This is a genomic window from Denitrificimonas caeni (assembly GCF_905120345.1).
Lineage (GTDB): Bacteria > Pseudomonadota > Gammaproteobacteria > Pseudomonadales > Pseudomonadaceae > Denitrificimonas > Denitrificimonas caeni_A.
This window is the reverse complement of the sequence record NZ_CAJHOA010000004.1, coordinates 85541-105715: the sequence shown is the minus strand read 5'-3', so window position 1 is coordinate 105715 and position 20175 is coordinate 85541. Positions and strand designations below refer to the sequence as shown.

Annotated in this window: 17 protein-coding genes; 13 read left to right on the top strand and 4 right to left on the bottom strand. The window is 42.1% G+C overall.

The window, feature by feature from the left end; genetic code table 11:
• Nucleotides 1-12 precede the first annotated feature (12 nt).
• Both JYJ62_RS08675 and JYJ62_RS08670 read left to right on the top strand, forming a co-directional pair.
• Nucleotides 13-1431, top strand: coding sequence for an MBOAT family O-acyltransferase (locus tag JYJ62_RS08675; protein WP_205341815.1), 1419 nt, complete (start codon nt 13-15; stop codon nt 1429-1431).
• Nucleotides 1406-2422, top strand: a complete 1017-nt coding sequence (locus tag JYJ62_RS08670; RefSeq protein ID WP_205341814.1) for a hypothetical protein — start codon at nt 1406-1408, stop codon at nt 2420-2422. Before JYJ62_RS08675 ends, JYJ62_RS08670 begins: the two co-directional genes overlap by 26 nt.
• Here the strand turns inward: JYJ62_RS08670 and JYJ62_RS08665 are convergent.
• Genes JYJ62_RS08665 through JYJ62_RS08650 form a run of 4 tightly spaced genes read right to left on the bottom strand, consistent with a single transcriptional unit; the run spans nt 2417 to nt 6573 of the window.
• Nucleotides 2417-3484 (bottom strand): acyltransferase family protein, encoded by a 1068-nt coding sequence (locus JYJ62_RS08665; RefSeq protein WP_205341813.1) that lies wholly within the window; start codon nt 3482-3484, stop codon nt 2417-2419. The two genes, JYJ62_RS08670 and JYJ62_RS08665, sit on opposite strands and share 6 nt — an antisense overlap.
• Nucleotide 3485: 1 nt before the next feature.
• Nucleotides 3486-5261: an ArnT family glycosyltransferase gene (locus JYJ62_RS08660; RefSeq protein ID WP_205341812.1), complete on the bottom strand. Its 1776-nt coding sequence runs from the start codon at nt 5259-5261 to the stop codon at nt 3486-3488.
• Nucleotides 5245-6216, bottom strand: a complete 972-nt coding sequence (locus tag JYJ62_RS08655) for a glycosyltransferase family 2 protein (RefSeq protein WP_205341811.1) — start codon at nt 6214-6216, stop codon at nt 5245-5247. The genes JYJ62_RS08660 and JYJ62_RS08655 overlap by 17 nt, the downstream gene beginning before the upstream one ends.
• 9 nt (nt 6217-6225) lie before the next feature.
• The gene (locus JYJ62_RS08650; protein WP_205341810.1) at nt 6226-6573 is read right to left on the bottom strand and encodes an EamA family transporter; all 348 of its coding nucleotides are present in this window, start codon (nt 6571-6573) and stop codon (nt 6226-6228) included.
• Between the two features lie 904 nt (nt 6574-7477).
• Here JYJ62_RS08650 and JYJ62_RS08645 point away from each other — a divergent pair.
• From JYJ62_RS08645 to JYJ62_RS08595, 11 genes are all read left to right on the top strand, one after another.
• The gene (locus JYJ62_RS08645; RefSeq protein ID WP_205341809.1) at nt 7478-8203 is read left to right on the top strand and encodes a hypothetical protein; all 726 of its coding nucleotides are present in this window, start codon (nt 7478-7480) and stop codon (nt 8201-8203) included.
• 236 nt (nt 8204-8439) lie between these two features.
• A complete protein-coding gene (locus JYJ62_RS08640) occupies nt 8440-9324 on the top strand; it encodes a glycosyltransferase family 2 protein (RefSeq protein WP_332461635.1) in 885 nt (294 codons plus the stop codon).
• Between the two features lie 13 nt (nt 9325-9337).
• Nucleotides 9338-10228, top strand: coding sequence for an NAD-dependent epimerase/dehydratase family protein (locus JYJ62_RS08635; protein ID WP_205341807.1), 891 nt, complete (start codon nt 9338-9340; stop codon nt 10226-10228).
• A complete protein-coding gene (locus JYJ62_RS08630) occupies nt 10222-11769 on the top strand; it encodes a glycosyltransferase (protein ID WP_205341806.1) in 1548 nt (515 codons plus the stop codon). The genes JYJ62_RS08635 and JYJ62_RS08630 overlap by 7 nt, the downstream gene beginning before the upstream one ends.
• A 411-nt stretch (nt 11770-12180) precedes the next feature.
• Entirely contained in the window at nt 12181-13638 is a 1458-nt protein-coding gene (locus JYJ62_RS08625) for a hypothetical protein (RefSeq protein ID WP_205341805.1), read from the top strand.
• A gap of 155 nt (nt 13639-13793) precedes the next feature.
• Entirely contained in the window at nt 13794-14558 is a 765-nt protein-coding gene (locus JYJ62_RS08620) for a hypothetical protein (protein WP_205341804.1), read from the top strand.
• Between the two features lie 4 nt (nt 14559-14562).
• Nucleotides 14563-15459, top strand: a complete 897-nt coding sequence (locus tag JYJ62_RS08615; RefSeq protein WP_205341803.1) for a peptidylprolyl isomerase — start codon at nt 14563-14565, stop codon at nt 15457-15459.
• A 144-nt stretch (nt 15460-15603) separates the two neighbouring features.
• Nucleotides 15604-16488, top strand: coding sequence for a hypothetical protein (locus JYJ62_RS08610; RefSeq protein ID WP_205341802.1), 885 nt, complete (start codon nt 15604-15606; stop codon nt 16486-16488).
• A gap of 44 nt (nt 16489-16532) precedes the next feature.
• Entirely contained in the window at nt 16533-17315 is a 783-nt protein-coding gene (locus tag JYJ62_RS08605) for an ABC transporter permease (protein ID WP_205341801.1), read from the top strand.
• Nucleotides 17305-18597, top strand: a complete 1293-nt coding sequence (locus JYJ62_RS08600; protein ID WP_205341800.1) for an ABC transporter ATP-binding protein — start codon at nt 17305-17307, stop codon at nt 18595-18597. Before JYJ62_RS08605 ends, JYJ62_RS08600 begins: the two co-directional genes overlap by 11 nt.
• Before the next feature lie 31 nt (nt 18598-18628).
• The gene (locus JYJ62_RS08595; protein WP_205341799.1) at nt 18629-20113 is read left to right on the top strand and encodes a phospholipid carrier-dependent glycosyltransferase; all 1485 of its coding nucleotides are present in this window, start codon (nt 18629-18631) and stop codon (nt 20111-20113) included.
• Nucleotides 20114-20175 lie beyond the last annotated feature (62 nt).

Here is a 20175-nt window from a genome sequence, read left to right as displayed (position 1 = left end):
CGAGTAAAGTATATGCAGTTTGACTCCTTAACTTTTGTTGTTTTTTTTGCAATTGTGTTGTTGGCATATAACTATTTCAGTTCATGGCAGCATAAGAAAAATATTCTATTACTTTCAAGTTATCTTTTTTACTCTGCCTGGAATCCGCTATTTTTACCATTGTTGATTTTTAGTTCAACCATTGACTGGTGGCTAGCAAAGAAAATGTCAAAAAGTGAGAAAGGGAAAAGAAAACTATATTTGATTTCAATTGTTTTTATAAATTTAAGTATATTGTTTTATTTTAAATATATTAATTTTTTTCTTGATGCGCTTAATGATATTTTATCTGGCTTTGGTTTCGTGCTTGGCAAATATGAATTTAATATTATTCTGCCTCTTGGAATTTCCTTTTATACCTTTCACTCCTTATCGTACTGTATAGACATCTATAGGAAGAAATTCGAACCTACTCAGAATTGGCGAGATTACTCGTTATATGTAGCCTTTTTTCCGCAATTAGTCGCAGGACCTATCGTACGCTGGACTCAAATGCGCGAGCAAATCGAACAGCCAAGACGGTCGTCTGCTGAAGGATTGGGTGTCGGGCTTACACTTTTATTGCTGGGTCTTTTTGAGAAAGTGGTACTCGCAGATGGTGTTTTTGCCCCTGTTGCTAACCAGATATTTGCAGAAAATAATGTTTCTTCTGTGCATGCATGGATAGGTACTGCAGCTTTCACAGGTCAAATATTTTGTGACTTTGCAGGCTACTCTACATGTGCGATTGGCGCTGCATTATGTCTTGGGTTTAGATTGCCTATAAACTTTCGTAATCCGTACAGTGCCGTTGGCTTTGCTGACTTCTGGCAGCGATGGCATATTTCACTTTCTACTTGGCTGAGGGATTACCTCTATATACCTTTAGGCGGTAATAGGAAAGGCACATTATTTACCTATAGAAACCTATTACTAACCATGCTGATTGGGGGGTTATGGCACGGTGCTGCTTGGACATTTATAATTTGGGGCGGTTTACACGGTGCGTATTTGATTTTTGAGCGGTTTATGAAAAAAACAACTAAGTATTTACACTTCGTTCCTTATTTAGTAATAGTTGTTTTTTCTTGGTTTTTTACATTGCTCGCAATTATGTATGCTTGGGTCTGGTTTAGAGCAGAGAGTGTTACTCAAGCGGCTTCTTTTACGCTAAAGTTAATTGACCTTAATGCTGCAGTGTCTGGGTTTTCAATGATAAGCGCACAATATAAGACTTCACTATATGTGTTCTTTATTATAGTGTTTATTCACCTTCTTTTCAAAAACATATCATTTGAAGAGTTAATTAAAAAGCTAAATCCTATTTTTCTAATAATTCTAATTTCTTTTCTAATGGTCTTCATCTCGTTAACGCCTGGAGGTAGTAATGCATTTATATACTTCCAATTCTAGTCATTGGCTCAATAAAAACTGGTTGCTTATTTATATATTTAGCCTTTTCTTTAGTGTGTTAGTTTTGATCGGTTATGAACGTTATTTTCGTTCAATGGGTTATAGCGCATCTGTAGTCGATACTAAGGATCTTTGGGCATTGCAACGCTCAAAAGTGTATCAAAGTAAGAAAAAACCCTTAGTTTTTTTAGGTGCCTCTCGAACATTGTTTGGCATCGATATGAAGTGGATTAAGAATAATATGCAGGAGTATTATCCCGTTATGTTAGCCATTAACGGACACTACCCCATGATGGCATTAAAAGATTTAGCCAAAGATACTTCTTTTAATGGAGTGATTATTGTCGATATAGATAGCCGTGGGCTCTCAGAGCCTAATCATTTTATGCAGCAGTACTATGTTGATCACTATCATGACGTGTTTACGCCAAATAAATATATTCATCAAACTATTTTGAGCCACTTACAAAATAAACTTATTTTTACAAATCCAGAATTTGGTATTCTAAGTTTAATAAATAGATCACTTTCAGACCAGGGCTTGCCAAATAAGCCTAACGCCAATATGCAGCCCAATAGAAATAGTAAACTTGATCTTTTAGTAGTCGATAGTACTGCACTTGCAAATAATTTCTATAATATTCTTAGTCAGGATCTTATCGATAACCCTGCACCTACACCAGAACAGTGGCTCAGTGATTTAAGACCCGTTAAGAGATGGGTTGAGGATATTAAGGCTAGAGGTGGAGATGTTATTTTTTATAATCCGCCTGTTTATGGACGGCAAATAACGCTTTCTAATAAAGGTTATCCACGACATCTTTACTGGGATGCCTTTATAAGTAAGATGGATATAAAAGGTGTTTTATCTGAAGATATACCAGGTATGGAGAAATTTGTCCTTCCTGATGAGTCACATATAGATTATAGAGATAAAAAGCGTTACACGAAACTTTTATTTGATAATCTGAAAAAAGAAAATTTATTATAATAAATATGGTTTTCTTGTTTTTAAGAATGGTGACTCTATATATTTATAGCTAATATATCCGATGGGATACATACAGATATAAAAAACTAAGCTCCATAGGCATGCGATATAAAAGTTTGAAATATCCATTATGTTTTCGTGAATAAATTCTGATGCTTTAAATACAATAAAAAAGTGCAATAGATAAAATGAATATGAAAACTTACCGAATTGACTTACTATTTTTGATAAACGCCCCTCTGAGTGTTTAAATGAGTTGTCATACCAAGCAATTAAAAACGCATAGAATACTGCTTCTATGGTGGGTATGAAAATCCATAATTTACTTGGTGAGGGGTAAGCAGGGCTTTGATAAAAACCTCCTTTGCTATCAAAGTACCAATAAAATAATAAGAAAATTACCGATAATAAAATAAATAAGCTATGTTGTTTATATATTTTATCCCTTAGATGAAATGCCAGCATGCCTAAAGTGAATTGATCAATTCTTCCTAAAAGCGTCCAGTACGAAAGTGACTGTGACTCCCCATATATGGTATAAAAAATAATACGTAGGCTTATTGCAATAGCGAGTAGTGCAATAAGATTGATAGGTGACTTTCTTATAATCCAAAGAAATATTGGAATAAGTAAGTAGTAATGAAATTCTATTGTTATAGACCATCCGCCATTAGGCAGAGTAGGAAGAGCAATACCTATTAGTATATTTTTGATAAATGCAATGCTGTCGCCATTGTTTGTTTTATGAATAATGTAATTAATTAATATAACTATAAATAATAATGGTAAAAGCCGTAGCGCTCTATTGAATATGAACTGAGTGTATAGAATTCTTTTTCCGTTTAATAGTTTGGCAAATAAATATCCACTAAGTGCCATAAATAGCGCAACGCCTGTATGTCCTTCATCGAGGATAGCCAGAGGGAAAATAAATGGCGCTCCTTCAAAAGCTACAGGGTAGCCATGGCCCGCATGAATAAAGTGCCAAGTGATCACTAAAAACGCTGCGACTGCTCGAATATGGTCTAAACCAATATAATGTGCGCCAGAAGAAGATTTCATGTTATTTTAAATTTTCTGGTATTTTTTCATAATAATATAAGCCTGCTTGAGACACATACAAGGCTATATCGCCAATTTTAAGTGTTGAGTTAGCGGGGCACTTAAATTTCATTTCTAATTGGCTCTCAAGTTTATCTATATTATCTAAAGAGAGACTACCGATAGTAAGGGTTAGAGGTGCTTTTGATTTCTTTAGCGGCATTGATGATTGCCAAATATTTTGGTTTTTATCGGTATAAATTAAATCTATTTTTTTACAACGTTTATCCATTTCTAAAACGTCTATGGATATCACTGGGGTGCCACCACGTTTATAATTGGAAATATTCTTCCAGATAATACTTGCAGACGTATCTTCAAAAGTGGCTGACTCAACCAAAGGGTTGCCTGCAAAGCCCTTGTGATCAAGGTTATCTAATGTTGCTTTTAAGGCTAGATGAGAAATACCTTTGTCAATTTCCGGCATAAGCGGCGGACTGTAGCGTTGATGCAGTGTTCCAGCGGTGATACCGCCTAAGATAAGAAGTAGGGTACTGGCAATCAGTTTTTTACTTGAATAGCATCTGACGAGATGGGCGACTCCGAGAGCTGCTAATAGCGTCAAGGGTAAATCAAGTGCACCAATACTATAGCGCTGGTTGTACATTGCAGGCACATGCACAGCTGTAACGTACAGCAGTACAAAGAACAGCATTATTGCTAATAAACTTCGTCTATTATAAAAAAACCCAATAGCAGCAAGTACAAGTAAGAATATCCTAAATGCTCGGTCATTAAATACCGCAGGCGTTAAGTTGGCCTGACTAAAAAAGAGGATGGCTCCGAGCTTATTGATGTAGAGTCCTGCTAAATTTTCTGCTGGCATATCTTTAAGCATTTGCTTAGCAGTCCATGCGAGCCGTCGATCATTATAAGGCGTGAGATGACTGTTTTTTCTATCGGTTACCATCCATTCATCATGGCTCATGCGTAAATAGGGTGGTTCATAACCTAGCGTGACAGGGTTACTGCCGAAATATAAAGCCGTTCCGCTTCCTGTCGCGATCATAGGTGTTCCATGCGTTTGCCAGTTGTGTAGCGTGTATGCTCCGGCACCTGCAACTGCAATAAGGTGTGCTACTAGAATGCGTAAGCAGAGTTTCTTTAATTCAGCTTCTTTAGATAAAAAATAGATTAATAAGCAAGTGATAATCGCAGGGAAAAGCCAATAAAAATAAATTGCACGCGTTAAAATTGAACATAATAAAGCTAAGCCTGAAATGATTATCGGCCATTTTTTTTCAGGTTTGTCACGAATTAAAACTGTTCCCCAGAGCCATAGTAGGGTGAAAAAAAGGTAGGGTGGCTCGTTCAGAACAGGGACTATGACCTCAATCAGTAACGGTGAAAAGCTATAAAGTACTGCCCCGGCAAGACCGGCAATAAGTCCACCAAGTCTACGGCATAGATCAAATATTAAAAATAATGACAGCACCGCTAAAATGATATTTAAAATAAAAATTCGTTCGGGGTCTGCCCCCACTAACGCCATATATGCATAACCGCCAGGTGCTACTGTAATGGCCGTAGGGTCTTGCCAAACTGTTAGCGGTGCTGCAATTAGTTTATTTGCTAAAGGTAAGTAGCTGGCTGTGGCGTCAAGCGTGAGCAGGCCAAACATCTGGGAGGATGTCATTGCATAGATTAAATAAGCGATACTGAGCGAGAGCGTGATCACGCTAATGGCTATTGTCAGCCGAAATTTTGGCAGGGTAATAGTGTTAAATTTTCTCATCATGGCTGCCTGGTAATTGCGGCGCGATTGGTTCGCTGGGTATACGACTCATATCGTACTGAAGAAAGGCAATTAAAAACTGCACGCCAATGATGATAGGCAATGCAGCGAGCATTACCGTGCCGCTTGAGGTGTATTGCCCTGATTGTGTACTTTGCAGCCAGTGCGCTAGCCCAAATACTGAGCCTGTCCCAACTAGCAGTACACCTAGTACGCTATAAATTGAGGCAATATTAAAATCGCGTAACCAGTAGCTATAGCCGTAGCGTCGAAACATGCGCGACAGATTTTTTTTAAGAAACTCAGGTAGTGCACTCGTTACTTTTAAATTTGACTCTTCGTCTGCGTATACCGAATCCATCGGTATATCGCGTACGACTGCGCGCAAGGTGTTGAGTCTAAATAACATATCGGTTTCAAAAAAATAGCGAGTAGCAATTTTTTCCAACGGTAGCTCGCGTAGCACCGAGCAGTGAATAGCTGTATAGCCATTGGTTGGATCCATGATATTCCAGTAGCCACAGCTTGCTTTGCTGATAAATGATAATGCAGCGTTACCTAATAAGCGTGTCTTGGGCATATCTTTTAGTGACTCTAGGCGGAAAAAACGATTGCCTTTTGTATAGTCACAGCGCCCCTCGAGGATAGGGCGTAGAAAATGAGGTAACAGCTGTGGGTTCATTTGCCCGTCGCCGTCTATTTTCACGACAATATCCATACCATCTAGAATTGCTTGTCGATAAGCAGTGATCACCGCGCCGCCAACACCTTGATTGCTACTGTTGTACAAAACAGTAACGCGTGAGTCTGTACAGTTTTCTTCAATGTACTTGCCACTGGAGTCTGGGCACGCATCATCTACTGCATAGATGCGATATACAGAATCAGGAATGCGCTGAATAACCTCAAGAACATGTTTACGTACCCGATAGCATGGGATAGCAACAGCTATTTTCATACGGTTTACCTAATGAGCGACGCTAAGACTGACGCCAATCACAATCAATGCGCCGCCTATAAACGTTTTAGTATTGAGGGGCTCACCTAAAAAATAGTAGCTGAGTAACGGAACGATAATAAATGCAAGAGCCATAAAAGGATAAGCAAGATGTAGAGGGGCGTGACGCAATACCCAAATCCAGAGAAGGGTAGTGATGCCATATAAAATAAGAGCAACAATTAACCAACCATTGAGCAGCCAATCTATCATCTGTGGATGAGCGGGTAAGTGCATCGCAGCTTTTTTGAATAGAATTTGCCCAGCTGCAATCCCTGCGACACAGAGTAACGTGAGAGCGATGATAATTGTCGACATGCGAAGCTCAGTAAAGGATAAATTAAGCAATAAAATGCTCTTGTAGGCCATATTTAAGCGTGACTTTTGAGTATAGTGTGTTCTTTTTGAGAATGTAAGATTATCAACTATAGGATGGCGTCGATGCGCTATCGTGTTGGGTTCTTAGTTAGCTATTGCTCAAGGACGCCGTGTGCGAGCTTATTATCCGTGTTTTCGACATATTCTTATCGTCTTACTGGTGCTTTGCATATTTTTTATATGCTGGATGACTCTGTTTGACCCGGTTATCGGCTATGCAAATAACTCGGACTTTATTCGGCAGTCGTCTTGTATGGGGCTGTGGCATAACCATGCTGATCTTGTGAAAACCAGTGGTTATCCTTTTGCCCCATCGCCAAATTTAATCTATGACGCAGATGTGCAAATGAGTCATTGTGTGTTTTCAACCGATAACTTTTTTGCACATATCGTAGCGCTTTTACATAAGCCAGGTGCTGTTGTCCCTTACTGGCAGTATGCCGGTGTTAAATTGTTATGCTTTGCTACGTTTTTTTTACTGGCTTTTTATCTTGCGGGTGACACGCGGGTCTCTGCTTATCTGGTTTTTTTGCTGGTTTTCTTGGATTGGAGCGTGCTTGCTTACGTAAACACTATGTATGCAGAGTTCTCTGTGATCAGTGCAATGCTGCTTATTTTTATTCTTGGTGCACAGTGGCTTACTAGCGTAGAGAAAAGCGATTATAAGCTTTTAATGTTGTTGGTTTTTTCTTTGTGCTGGTTAGGTTTGAGCAAGTTGCAGTGGAGTATTTTTGCCAGTCTGTTATGCGTTATCTTTGCCGTCATCAGCTTAGTGCGCTTTCAAGCGTGGCGAGAGGTATTGGTTTTCCTGAGTTTGGGCATTGCGTTACCGATAGTCTATAGCATGATTAATGTGGAGCATTTGGGGCCGGAAACTGGCGCTTTTAAAGCCAATAAGACCAATACCTTTTTAATGGCAGTGCTACCTGCGGCCAATGACCAGCATGCGGCGCTTACTCATTTAGGATTGCCGGAACACTGTGCTGTAGCGATTGGTTATTCATGGTACAGCCCCGAGCTTGCTAACGGTCATCCTTGCCCTGAAGTCTTTAATGTTAAGCGTAGCCAATTACTATCGTTATTCGCTAGCCAACCCTCAACTTTTTTTACCCCAGTGTGGCGTGGGCTAAGCGAAATTAGACCTCTTTATCCTGTCTATCTTGGTGTTATTGTTCCCGATAGTAAGACTGCAACTGTTAAATTAAAGGTTGCGCAAAGCATAGCGGCAAGCACTTGGCTGATGCGTCTGCCTGAGGTTGTTTTTAAAGGGTTGGTAGTAAGCGTGATGCTGATAAATCCAGTGTTATGGATGTTACTAATAAAGAGTATTCGACCGTATTCGCGTCTGGCGAGTGAGTTGCGTGGTTTTTTATTCTTGGCATGCTTGGGCGGTTTGACATGTGGCTATGCTGTCTTTTCATCAGTATTCGGTGATGGTTACATAGAAATGCAAAAACATGCGGTCTTGTTTTTACCGGGCTTGCTGGCTGTTTTAGCTGCTGCTTTGTCGTGCTTCCTTTGGTGGTTAGGTTGTATTACTCAAAAAGATACACTGCCTCAAAGACATTGAAGAAACCAATTTAACGCTGGCGGCAGCCTGGATATTTTGGTGTAATGCGCGGTTTTGTACAAACCGCTGTTGATTGAACCAAGTATCTCGGTGCGTTTTCGTCAAAAACTAGAACTTATGTACAACGCAACGCTCAAATGACGCTAAAGTAGCCCTCTTATTATGTGTGGGTTAAACAGGTGTGCAGCATTTGAGCGGCGCAGCATATTCCTTTCTATCAGTGTACTTGGATCATTGTGACGGATACTTGCTTAAATACTACAGCGCTTGACGTTGTTATCGTGAATTACAATGCTGGCAGCGCATTGCGCACTTGCATCGATTCTGTGTTGGCGAGCAGAGGTTTGCGCACGCGTTGCATTATTATTGATAATGCATCTGTAGATAGCAGTCTTCAGCTGCTTGAGGGGCTCCCTAAAGATCGAGTTCAGGTCGTTTGTAATGATCAGAATATAGGGTTTTCTGCTGCTGTTAATCAAGGTGTTGTATTGAGTAATACAGCATTTTTTATGCTGTTAAACCCCGATACCTATGTGCCTGAAAATAGTTTGTATGGCTTACTTGAGTGCGCACAGAAATATCCGCAAGCTGGTGTTTTAGGTTGTTTTGTCGTAAATCCTGATGGCAGCGAGCAACGAGGCTGTCGTCGGGATCAACCGACGCCCTTGCTGACGTTAGCGCATGGCCTGCGTCTGCATAAAGTTTTTCATCGGCTAGAGTTTAACCATACGTTAAGACCTCTACCGCAAGACGTGCAAGTAGTGGGTTCTATTTCTGGTGCCTGCATGTTAATTCGTCGTGCTGCGCATGAATCTATAGAGGGGTTTGATACAGGGTTTTTCTTGCATTTCGAGGATTTAGATTATTGTGCTCGCATGGCAATACAGCGTTGGGATGTGTTTTTTGTACCCTTTATTACAATTGAGCATACTCAGGGTGTTAGCAGTGCGCATATGCCTTTACGGGTAATTATACATAAGCATAAAAGTATGCTGCGGTTTTTTTATAAGCACGGTGGGTGGCAGCGAAGCCTAATACCTCTGTTAGCGCCTTTAGTTATGGCGCATGCTTGTGCGCAGATTTTCAGTGCCCTTATTAAGCGGGTACGATTTGCTCGTTAAACGGGTTTGCCCTATGAATCGAAATTGCCTAGTGACTGGTGCTAGTTCGCAGATTGGTGATGTGTTGTTACCTTTATTGTTGCGACATGGGTATCAAGTAACCGCATGGAGTCGCCAGCAGTGCAGAGTCACGAATAACACTGCCTCTTTAGTATGGGCTAATGTTGACTTGACCGAGTCTGTAGCTATCCCAGAGCAGGTAGACATGTTATTGCATTTGGCGTCCATTGAGTTGCTGCCAGTTTTATTAGAGCAGCAGGCGCTTTTTTCACAGTCACGATCTTTGCGAATCATTGCTATCAGCACTTGCAGTGTTACTGCTAAAGCGCATTCTCCTTCTGAGCGTGAGCGCGACCAAGCTGAGCGTTTAGCTCGAGCCGAACAACACGCTCAAGCCTTAGCGATGCGCGATGGACACCGCTTAACAATATTACGACCGACCATGCTTTACGGTGTTGGCCGCGATGGTACTATCGCCGTGATGCAACGCTTTGCGCGGCGCTATCATTGTTTGCCTATACCAGCACAATCTTCTGGTCTACGTCAGCCAGTGCATGTGGCAGATGTTGCTGCAGCCGTGATACTTGCGTTAAACAGTCAAGCAAGTATTGGTCAGGTTTATGAGTTAGGTGGTGCCGAGCAGTTGAGTGTCAAACAGTTAGCACAACGAGTTTTTGTCGATAATCAACGAAGCCCACGTATTATTGTTATACCTTTGATTTTTTTGCATGTCGGTATTTATTTTATGCGCTACTTTAAAGGTCGTACTGACTGGTCGTCAGCCTTATTGGCGCGGGCTAAAGAAGATCAACTGGCCGATAATACTCGAGCCTGTACAGATTTCGACTATGCGCCACGTGTGTTTGATGGTCGCTGGCCTGTCGCGCAAGGTGATGCATGCTAAGTAACGAGTTTTCTGCCATAGAAGCACGCTTAGAAGCTTTGACAGCTTCTCCTTTGCCGCGGATATTGATGGTAAGCCATGGCATGGGCGGTGGTGTTGAGCGGCATGTTCAAGAGTTGATTACGGTACTGGCAGGACGTGCGCATGTCATTGTGTTGCGTCCGATGTTGTATAAAAATCTGTTGGGCTTAACGCTACCTTGCTTAGACGCTGTGCGTGATGGGCTGGCGTGCCCAAGTTTTGCACAAAATATAACTCAGCATGAAGATGCCGTACCAGCAGAGCAGTATATGCGTTTGGCTTTTAAGTGGCCGCGCGATGCACAAGCTTTGTGGGCGTTCTTACGAGCTTTAGGCATTTCACGTATGCATATACATCATGTTGAAGGCTATACCTTAAGCTTTTTTAAGCAACTGCTTGAGTTGGGCATTCCTTATGATCTGACTTTGCATGACCATAGTATATTCACGGGGCACCCTAGTCTTGTGAACGCAAAAGGATGTTTTGATCCTGCGTGGTTTAAACAAGGTTTGTCAGCCCTGCCTAAAGGCAAGCAGGCTGTTGCTGATGCTCTACAGTTATTGGCCGAGCATGCAGAAAGAGTGATTGTTCCGAGCGAATTAATGATTGAGCGCTTGCAGCAATGCTTGCCGCAACTTGCGAGACAGATCAACGTTCTATATAGAGCGCATCCTGAAGCCGAGTGGGCTAGAGCGTATCCGCAGCCCAGTTTGCGTGCTTTAGCGGATACTGAGCCGCTGCGTGTGCTGTGTCTTGGTATGTTAGGAGCAGAAAAAGGTGCGCACGTGCTGGCTCGTGTTGCACAGCAAGTCTTAGTAAGTACAAACGCTTTTGAGTTTATCTTGCTTGGCAGTTGTCATTTGCCACTGCCAGCCAATGTGCAGCGGCTCGGTGCTTATGAAGACGCCAATGTCGCACGTTTGGTCGCCGAGATAGAACCGCATCTATTATGGTTGCCGGCGCAGTGTCCAGAAACGTGGAGCTACACCCTTAGTGTGGGTTTGCGCGCAGGTCTTCCTGTGTTGGCTAGCAATGTTGGAGTGTTTCCAGAGCGCTTGCAAGGGCGGCCGCTGAGCTGGCTGTTGATGCATAGTGCCAGTGCGCAAGAGTGGCTTGCTCTGTTGCATGAGATTCGCCAGTTTCATTTACAAGATGCACCACCTGAAGGTTATGGTTTTTGGCATTGGCGTGCTCCAGCAGCGTTCTATTATGATTTTTTAGGACAGCAAGAGACTGGGCGCATACCAGGTGCATCAGTCGTAAAAACTTCGGGTCGCTACTTATGCTGTGTGCAGAAACATTTGCCGCAAAAGCAGGCCACGTTAGCGTATGTGCAGAATGAACTGCGCAATGCTTTGCTATTAGCGCAAACCCCAGAGCCTAGCTGGCGGCAGAAGGTGTTGAGAGGTTTGCTGGCGGTGCGCCAAGCGCCTATTTTGTCACCTCTTATACGCCGTATACCTTATACTTGGCAGAGAGCATTTAAGCGACTTATTAGCCGCGGACCGCTGGATGAGTGATTCCGTCTGTCGGCTTAAGCAGTGCAGGCGAGTTGTCCCTTGCTATGCTTCATGAATAAACCTATACTCATCCTCGCTCTAAGGCAGTAGCGGCAAAACAGCTCTGTATCGTGTTGGTTGAGCTTGGCCGGTCGGATTGGCTGGTCAAGCCTCAATTTTAAAACGATAAGAGTACTGCTTAAAAAGTAGAGCGCGCTTGCTCCAATTGAGTAGCGCAAACAGTTTTTACAAAGTGTGATGCTGTGCATGAGCTGTTGTTGATAGCGATAAATATTGACTCCGGCCTGCAGTATTATAAAAATTTGATGATGGTAGCGCTTGCAAAACGGAAATTAGCTGATTAACATCAGTACCTGTTTAAAAGTAACACCTAAAACAACACGTAACTTTAGAGCCCAGAAGGAATATATCGTGATGAAGAAATCACTAACACAAGCAATTGCATTAGCAACCGCTATCGTTGCAGGCGCATCTGCGCACGCAGCAAACGTAAACCAAGATGGCCACGGTGAAGTTTTACTTTACCCAGTTTATACTGCTGAAAATGGTAACGTAACTGCAGTGTCAGTTACTAACACTACTGCAGCATACAAAGCAGTAAAAGTTCGTTTTGTTGAAGGCATGAACTCTAAAGAGGTTCTCGACTTTAACTTGTACCTCTCTCCTTATGATGTTTGGAGTGGTGCTGTTACTCTTAACGCAGCTGGTAATCCAGTACTAGTTACACAAGATAATTCTTGTACAGCGGGTCAGATTCCTACCGCAGGTCAGCCTTTCGTTAACTTCGAATACGGCGCTGGTAGTAAGAAAGACGTTACTGATGCTAAGTTCATGGGTCTAGACCGTGCGCGCGTTGGTCACGTTGAGCTGATTGAAATGGGTGAATTGCCAGCTGGTTTAGTGCTTACTGGTACTAAAACTGTCAAGCAGTCTATTGAACACGTAAATGGCGTTCCAGGTGACTGTAATGCAGTCCGTAATGCGTTTAATGCTGGTGGCATTTGGGCTACTTCTGCTGCAGTTGGTGTAACTCCGCCAACAGGTGGTTTGTACGGTACAGCTGCAGTGGTAAACGTTGATGCTGGTTGGCAGTCAAGCTACGATGCTGTGGCAGTTGATAACACAATCGATGCTACTCTACCTGCTGCTCGTCACTACAAGCCAGGTAGTACTTCACCTAACTTCTCTGACGTATTCCCTGCTGTAGCATTTAAAGACGGTAGTAAAGCGACAGTAGCTAATGGTTATGATGCAGTCAGTGCTATCTTGATGAAAGAAAACATCCAGAATGACTATATCGTTGGTGCAGCTTTGAATGCGCAAACAGATATGGTTATCACTTTCCCTACTAAGCGTCACTATGTGAATGGTCTGCTTACTGGTGATCTGCATGCTGTTGCGACTCCTTTCACAGCTGGATGGAACAAAAAAACTGCGCAAGCGTGTGAGAAAATTCAAGTTGTTTACACTGACAACGAAGAGCGTCGCTTGCAGTTAGAAGAAGGTCAGTTCTCTCCACAGCCTGAATTTGACAATACTATTTCATTGTGCCATGAGACTAACATCTTCAGTATTTCTGGTAGTAATGTGTTAGGTGGTAAATTTGTTCAGCATAACCTAGCGCTTGATGCGGCTTATACTCAGGGTTGGATTGATATCGACTTTACTGCAGCTGCAAATGGATTGCCTGCTGCTGATCGTAAGCTAGCTCTTATTGGACACACTGGTACTCCAGTTGTTACAGCGTTAGATGGCTTACCTGTAATTGGTCACTCAGTGATTGTTACTCAGAATGGTGATGTAGGCGGACTATTGTCTAACTACGGCGCAACATTTGATCATAAAGCAACAACAACACTAGATAAATAATTATTTTCTAGTTAGTTGAATAAAACGGAGCCTAAAGGCTCCGTTTTTTTTAGATAAAATTTTAAGTGAGTATTCTGTCTAGCAAAAAAACTCTTAATATGCTAGCCTACTGTAATGTTAGTGTGTTGGCCTGCAAAAAAGCAGAGGATCAGTTTATGCGTAAAGAATTATCAGTAGCAATTAGTGCTCTCACTTTAGGTGTTGGTGCGGCTGTACTTATGACGGCTAATGCCAGTACAACATCTTCGCCTTTGTTCTTTGGAGAGGAGCGCTGTGGTGAGGTCAGTCGGGTCACTTTTGAAAACAATGAAGTTAGACTGATAGGAGTCACTGGTTGTGAACGGCTAGGTGGTGATGAGTCTTCTGGCTCAGATGGTTCAAGCAGTTCAAGCAGTTCAAGCAGTTCAAGCAGTTCAAGCAGTTCAAGCAGTTCAAGTAGTTCTTCTGGTGGAGCAGTTACAGCGGCACCAGGTGGTAAGGATTTTTCAAGTGGTTGGGCTAAATTTAATTTCCCCATAGTGCCGCGAGCAGGTGCTTATGTTGGTAAGGCTGAAAAATATCATTATTATAAAATTAATGTGAATTCTACAGATTCTTACGTAGGTACATTGGCCTTTGGACCGAACCCAGGTAGTGGCAATGCGCGCTTTAATGTCTGGGTTAGTGAGCAACCTGGGCAAGCGGCGCTTTCGAGTAGTGCTTGTTCATCTGCAATTTCAAATGAAAGCTCGCTGAGGTATGTGACTAACATCCCTGCTGCAGGAGATACAACGTACTGCAAGTTAACTGCTGGTACATATTATGTAAATGTGGCTGATGGCATCGGTGGTGCTCAAGGCGTTACAGCAAGCTCAAAAGGTAACTGTGCTATGTCAAATGGCTGTGCTTACTATTTAGAAGTTACAGGAACGCCGAGATAAATTTATGAAAAAAAAAGTACTTGCAGTTAGTGTTTTCTTTGGGTTTTTTGCGCAACTGCCGCTTGCTTTTTCTGCAGATAGAGTTTTATTGAGTGATGGCGCTGTGTCTGTTACTACTGCAGAGTTTGAGGCAGCTGTTGAGTATCTAGTGCCCGAGACTCAGCAGGGAAGTATGCGTGGTAAAGAGAAGAATATGCGTGGCTTTTTGGCTGATTACTTTACTATAAAAGTAATGGCTGATGCTGCGCGGGCTAAGGGCCTGGATAAAAACCCAAGTGTGCAAGTGCAACAGGATTATAGTCATAATCGTTTGCTTACCGAAGCTTTGGTTGATGATTATTACGCCTCAGCAAAAGAGCCAAACTATGAAGCTCTGGCAAAAGAAGCTTATTTAACTGATTCTAAGCGCTTCGATGTACCTGCGCAGGTGCGTGCCGAGCATATTTTGATCGAAGTTAGTGATAAACAAAATGATGCTGCTGCACTGAAAAAAGCACAAGAGTTATATACTGAAGCTAAAAAAGGTAAAAAAGTTTTTGCTGATTTAGCTAAAGAGCATTCAGATGATCCTAGTGCTGTAGATAACTCTGGTGATTTAGGCTTTTTTGTGCGCGAAGCTATGGTTGAGCCTTTTGCTAATGCAGCATTTGCTATGAAAAAAGGCGAAATTAGCCAGCCAATCAAAACATCGTTTGGCTATCACATCATTCATCTGCTTGATAAGCGTAAAGCAGGCCTGCAACCATTTGATGATGTTAAGCCATTTTTGATTGACGAACAAAAGCGTGTCTTTAAAGATGCAAAACGTGATGAAATTGTTAGCAAATTCCGTTCTAGCTCAGAAATCAAAGTCGATGAAGAAGCTATGAAGGATTTTGTGAAAAAAATGCAACAGAAGTAGTTTTTTGAGGTCTATCAACCACGACAGATTGTTTGGCTTGATAAACTTGTGCAGACATCACTGTTTTTGTTAAGCCGCATGCTTAAACGTATGCGGCTTTTTTGTTATAAAATCCCACCGTATTTAATGGGCGCATAAATAACCATGTTGATAGAGTTAAGGCATATTGCGCGACATTTGTTATTGGCGTTTTTAGCATTGTGCTTGCCCTGGGCGCTAAGCTTTAAAGTCTTGCGTTTTTTAACGCGATTTGGTTTAGGCAGCAGCGAATTTGACACGCAAGCATTAGAAAATATGCGCTTGCATGGTATGGGTTGTAACGAAGACGTTACTATTCGACAAATGCGTCTGCACCGTTTAGTTGATTTAGTCGATTACTATAAGTCATGGTGTGTAACCTCGGGCTGGTTGCGCCGTTATTGGCATGTTTCTGGTGATCCTTTGCCTGATGCACAGCAGTACCCCGCTGTTTTGTTTGTAACCTTTCATTATGGACAAGGGTTTTGGGCGTTACGCTATTTTCAACAGCATGGTTTGCAGATGGCGGCTTTATATCGACCTCCGCCAAAGCCAGCTCGCGGCGAGCACTTTAATTATTGGTTCTTTTGGGTGCGTTTGCGCTCAATTTTTCGTCTGACTAAAACAGAGCCTATTCGCGTGGGTGATGAACAAAGCGAGTTAAACGCTTTGGTGCGTCGCTTGGTGCGTCATCAGCAGCCTGTTGGTGTGATGCCTGATATTCCAACAAATCCAGCGCATGCTGCTGAGGTATCTCTATTGGGTAAACGTGCCTATTTTGCGAGTGCTTTACTGCGCTTGGTAGTGAAGAAGAAAATACCTGTAGTGCTGTATACTTCCGTACTGGATTTAAACACTGCGGCACGTAATGTTAATATCCAAGTGTTATATCATCAAGATAGTGTGGATGAGCTTGCGCAAAGCTTAGCGTGCTGCTTGGAGTCTGCCATTCTAAAAGATGCTACTGCATGGCACTTATGGCCATGGGCACATGAGATAATTACAGAGTAGTCACTGACGAAGGCTGCATTTATTTGAGTTAGCATAGGCATCGCATGGACTTAAAAAATAATATTTTTTTACTAAAAGAGCTGGTTAAACGAGATATCAGTGGCCGTTATAAAGACTCTATGATGGGTGGTGTTTGGGCTTTTGTTGCACCTCTTATTATGCTCGCGGTGTATACCTTTGTGTTTAGTATGGTGTTTCAAGCGCGTTGGGGTGACGGTGGTACCAGTAAAACTGCTTTTGCGCTCAACCTATTTATAGGGATTATTTTGCATGGCGTATTGGCTGAGAGCATGTCGAGAGCACCCTCTCTGATGCAGCAACATGCCAGTTATGTTAAAAAAATTATTTTCCCTTTATGGTTGTTACCCATGGTGCCTGTTATCAGCGGTACCTTTCATGCGTTGATTAGTTTAATTGTGCTATTGCTAGCCGTTTTGCTCTTTCAGGGCTTATGGCCATGGCAAACATTATTTTTGCCATTTGTTTTTTTGCCTATTGTTTTTTTTGCACTGGGCTTAGCCTGGTTGATCGCTGGGATTGGTGTTTACTTCCGTGACATCACGCAAATTATGCCGATGTTTATTACGATAATGATGTTTATGGCGCCGATCTTCTATCCTGCTTCAGCTATTCCAGAGCAATATCGTAGTTGGCTGTTATTAAACCCACTGACATATGCCGTTGAGATGGGGCGGGGGGCATTGTTTTTAGGACAGTTACCAAGTTTGTCAGCTTACTTGATCTATTTAACGGCTGCAGTTCTATCCGCTGCAGCCGGTTTGTGGTTTTTCTCTAAAGTGCGTAAGGGGTTTGCGGATGTCCTTTGAAACCGCGGTATCCATTCAGAACGTCAGCAAAACCTACCATATTTATAAATCACCTGTGCATCGGTTAATGAATGTGCTATTTGGTGCGCAATTGCGTGAGCCAACCCATATTTATGCATTAGCTGATGTCTCATTGGACATAAAAAAAGGTGAGACTCTCGCTGTCATTGGCCGTAACGGCTCAGGCAAGTCAACTCTATTGCAGGTGTTATGTGGAATTCTTGAGCCGACGGCTGGTAGCGTGCAGATTAAGGGTCGTATCGCTGCACTATTAGAGCTGGGCGCAGGTTTTAGTATGGATTTCACTGGGCGTGAAAACATCTATATGAGTTGTGCTGTATATGGGCTTAGCAAAGCCAGTATTGACGAACGTTTAGATTCGATTTTGCGGTTTGCAGAAATTGGCGACTTTATTGATCAGCCGGTTAAAACATACTCTAGTGGTATGTTTGTGCGTTTAGCCTTTGCAGTGATCGCGCATCTTGATGCGGATATCCTGGTGATTGATGAAGCGTTAGCTGTGGGCGATGCTTATTTTACCCAGAAATGTATGCGGTTTTTACGTGATTTTAAGGCGCGTGGCACGTTAATTTTCGTCAGTCATGACACGCACTCGGTTATTAGCTTATGTGACCGCGCCTTGTGGCTGGAAAAAGGTCGTATGAAATTACTAGGCGATGCAAAGCCGGTAAGTGAAGCCTATATTTCTTTATTGCACCAAGAACGCGATGCTGACTATCACGACTCAACAGCAGAGAGCCAAGGCGAACATGCAATTACTGCGCAAGGTGAATTTGGTACAGGTGAGGCGCACATTCTTTCGTGTCGTCTTTTGTCAGAGAGTGGCAGCGAGCTGATGTTATTAGACCGTGCGCAACAAGTGACTCTTGAGGTTAAATGCACAGCGTTTAAAGATATTCAGCGACCTATTCTGGGGTTTTTTGTGCGTGACCGCCTCGGACAGCCTTTATTTGGTGAAAACAGTTTAGAATTTGCTAAAAACTGGGTGTTTATTAAGGCTGAGCAAACTCAGATTTTACGTTTTACTTTTGCTATGCCGTTATTAGCAACGGGTGAATACACTGTAGGCATAGCCTTAGGGTCGGGAACACAAGATACACATGTACAGCATCACTGGATTTATGATGCCTATGCTTTTAAATCACAGGCCAGTCCACACTTGACGGGCACTATAGTTCTAGATGAGGTTACTTTTATCGTCGAAGCAGAAGAGATACAAGTGGTCGCGCAAGGCGGTGCGGAGATTGCCCCTCGTGGTTAATCTGATAGATAAAAAACGCTTGATCTCGCATGTGGACCAGATTTTACCTCTGCTAAATGTGTTGCTTTTTTCGTCGCTAGTATATTTTTTTGCATACGATACTCAGCAAAATATCATCTGGGATGAGAATTACCATTTAACCTCTGCGCAACGTTATATTGAAGGTGTGGCGCATTTTGAAGCGCATCCACCTCTTGGTAAAATGTTAATTGCTGCAGGTGAGATGCTCGCTGATACAAATGCTGATATTGATAAGCATCGACTTGTATTTGATAAATACATTTCGGGTGATGATTTGCCTGCAGGCTTTAGTTTTTTTGGTATGCGGTTAATGTCGACTGTTTTTGGGTTTTTATCGTGCATAGTGTTTTATTTTATTGCGCTGCGTTTGACTCGAAATACTTTATACGCGATGTTTTTAAGTAGCTTGTTTATCTTTGAAAATGCCTTTGCAGTACATTTTAGAGCTGCACATTTAGATGCATTTCAGCTATTTTTTGTTTTACTATTTTTATTGAGTATCATTAGCTACTGGCTCGGTCATAAACCTATAAAAAGTTGGCAGTATGCATGGCTTGGTTGTTTATGTGGGCTGGCTGTGATGGTCAAGGTTAACGCTATAGTGTTGGCAGTGTTTTTTGTTTTTTTGTTTTTTAAAGAAACGGGTTATTTTTATCGGCTTAAAACTGTTGATTTGAATTTTTTTGTGCAGCTACTAAAGAAAGCGCTATCTGCTTTTTTTGGTGCAGTTGCTGTGATGGCTAGTATTTTCTATGTCAGCGTACTGATCACAGATCAACTACCTGAACAGACGTCACCTATCTATACAAAAGATACAACATTTATGTCGCCTGTCTACTTGGAGTATTTACAAGGCACACGAGCACTAGATATTGAAGTGTTAGGCAATGCTATCGTTGATTACTATACATTTATGAAAAGCGAGCATTTAGGCGTTGCTACTTTAGATTTGGATTCACCTATAGAAACAGGATCTCCAGTCTGGATGTGGCCTTTGGAGCAACGCAACATTAATTATCGCTGGGATTCTGCAAATGGTTACACACGTTATGTTCAGTTAGCGGGTAATCATTTAGGCTGGGCGCTTGGTGTGCTTGCTATAAGTTTGGCACTGGCTTTTATAATCTATCATCGGTTGCTTGGTTTGAAACTGACGGAGCGTGGTAAAAGTATTTATCAGCTCTTAGAAGTTTTTGTCGTTGCCTATTTGGCTTTTATGGCACTGCATTGGTGGTTAAGTGAGCAGCGAGTGATGTATTTATATCACTACTTTATTGGCCTGTTATTTTCTTATATTGTGTTTTTGTTGGTTTTTTTATTGTGCATAGAGATCAGTCAGCGGTTTTCTAGCCAATCTTTTAAAGCTGTGGTGATATTGGCTGTAACGCTTGCCGGCTGTTTTTATTATGTGGCGCCTTTGACTTACAGCTTACCGCTTGATAAGGCCGCTTGTGAGCGACAAAACATCATTCATCAAACTGTACAGTGCCAATAAGTCAGGCCTAGATGCTTAGCGCACGTGTTAAGTATTGGGTTGAAAAATTTTAAGTTGATAAG